Origin of the sequence: Yersinia similis, assembly GCF_001053095.1 — a bacterium.
GTDB lineage: Bacteria > Pseudomonadota > Gammaproteobacteria > Enterobacterales > Enterobacteriaceae > Yersinia > Yersinia similis.
In genome coordinates this window covers 1-1,635 of record NZ_CGBP01000078.1, presented here as the reverse complement: position 1 = coordinate 1,635, position 1,635 = coordinate 1, and the positions used below count along the sequence as shown (strand labels likewise).

Sequence of the window (1,635 nt, the reverse complement as noted above, 5' to 3'; positions counted from 1 at the left end):
TGATGCGCTTACCGGCAGTGCCGCCCACCGCATCCCCAATCCCCCCGGCCATCTCGGTCATCTGAGCGCCACTCACGGTTGGGGCGGCCTCCGGCGAGACGATATGGGTCGGCGTCACCGTGCCGGTCTTGTCCGCGGCTTTATTATTATTAGCTTTATCATGAGCAAACATCGCGTTGCTGTCTCCTGGAGGTTAACGGGCAGAGTTCGTCTGCTGCGTTAAGTGGTGATAACGGCTGAGTAAGGCGTTCCAGCGGTCATCAATTTGTTTTATCAAGACCGGCGAGGCCGGTTGATGTTCATCGGCGGATACCGCCAACTGGCGCAGTAACTCCTCCAGCGGTATCTCCCGGTTCAGTTCGGTCTGCATCTGGTATATACCCAAAATAATTCGAGTTGCAGGAAGGCGGCAACTGAGTAAATCCCCGGGAGCTTACACAAGTAAGTGACTGGGGTGAGCGAAGGCGGCCAACGCACATGCGGCTTGAAGTATGACGGGTATACCGCCGTTTTTAAGTAGGAGATAATCAGACTGCCCCGAGAACGTTCCTGTTCGAGTAATTTTTCAGACAGCGCATGCAAGCGCTGCTGGAGCTGAAAATAGCTGCTGTCGGCAGCGTTCAAAACGATAACACTGCTTCAGTGGAAGGGCATTTCAGTAATGACCAAGAAACATGTCAAGGTCATTATTGACCTATGTATAGGTGACAATATTTATTCATTTAAAATAAACGCCAAAAAATCCATCACGTGAAAAACAACTTAACGGTATTGATTTTTTCATGACTGATTTTGGTAAACATCTTGATGCCTTACGTAAAACAAAGAAGTTCACGCAACAATAATTCGCTAATCTATTAGATATTCATCTCTGAATGGCTGGATGTTGGCAACAGGAGCAAGTTAAGCCCCCGGTTCGATTACATCACAAAATCGGCCCAGCTCAGCTGGCGTTAGATATTGCAGTACCACTTCTAAAGGCAGGTTATCTCGATAATCTTTCAAAATAACAAAAGGTCATTATTGACCTTTAATTTAAAAGTCATTATGCTCTGTTTAAAAGGTGATTTGAGAAGACCGTTTATCATGTGGAACAAACAACTTACCTGGCCTTGTTTATTCATGACTGATTTTGGTAAACGCCTTGCCGCCTTGCGTAAAACAAGGCAACTCACACAACAAGAACTCGCTAACCTACTGGATATTCAGCCCCGCATGGTTGGACGTTGGGAGCAAGAGCAGGTTAAACCCCAGTTCGATTACATCATCAAACTGGCTCAAGCTCTTGAAGTCAGTATTGACTACCTTCTATTAGGTGAAAAGGGGACACACTCCCCTGTATTTGACATTAAAAACAAGCGATTAAAGGAATTATGTAAGCAGGCTGATGGACTAAAATCAGAAGATCAGGACATGATTTGTCATTTTCTGGATATGGCTATCACGCAAGAAAAAGTAAAGCAGGCAATTAAAACAACACGTTGATATTTAACGCGGCAATCACAGGGGGCAACCTGTAACTGCCGCTAACCACAATAACTATCGGAGTAGTTAATCATGGCTAAGCACGATTCTAAGTCAGTAGCCGCTGTAAATAAAGCAGTTAAAACAGAGCGTTATTACACGGTGGGATAT

General features: G+C 45.3%; 3 protein-coding genes. 1 reads left to right on the top strand and 2 read right to left on the bottom strand.

Going from position 1 to position 1,635, the window contains the following annotated elements; all coding sequences use genetic code 11:
- Positions 1 to 193: 193 nt before the first annotated feature.
- Both AC971_RS25550 and AC971_RS25545 read right to left on the bottom strand, forming a co-directional pair.
- Positions 194 to 370, bottom strand: a complete 177-nt coding sequence (locus AC971_RS25550; protein WP_002210019.1) for a VasL domain-containing protein — start codon at positions 368 to 370, stop codon at positions 194 to 196.
- A complete protein-coding gene (locus AC971_RS25545; RefSeq protein WP_071825442.1) occupies positions 355 to 624 on the bottom strand; it encodes a VasL domain-containing protein in 270 nt (89 codons plus the stop codon). Before AC971_RS25545 ends, AC971_RS25550 begins: the two co-directional genes overlap by 16 nt.
- A gap of 462 nt (positions 625 to 1,086) precedes the next feature.
- Here AC971_RS25545 and AC971_RS21430 point away from each other — a divergent pair, with 462 nt between their 5' ends.
- Positions 1,087 to 1,485 (top strand): helix-turn-helix domain-containing protein, encoded by a 399-nt coding sequence (locus AC971_RS21430; protein WP_025381682.1) that lies wholly within the window; start codon positions 1,087 to 1,089, stop codon positions 1,483 to 1,485.
- Positions 1,486 to 1,635: the final 150 nt, after the last annotated feature.

Coding starts and splice junctions, on each gene's coding strand:
- AC971_RS25550 (WP_002210019.1), bottom strand. CDS start 370: ATGCAGACCGAACTGAACCGGGAGATACCGCTGGAGGAGTTACTGCGC.
- AC971_RS21430 (WP_025381682.1), top strand. CDS start 1,087: ATGTGGAACAAACAACTTACCTGGCCTTGTTTATTCATGACTGATTTT.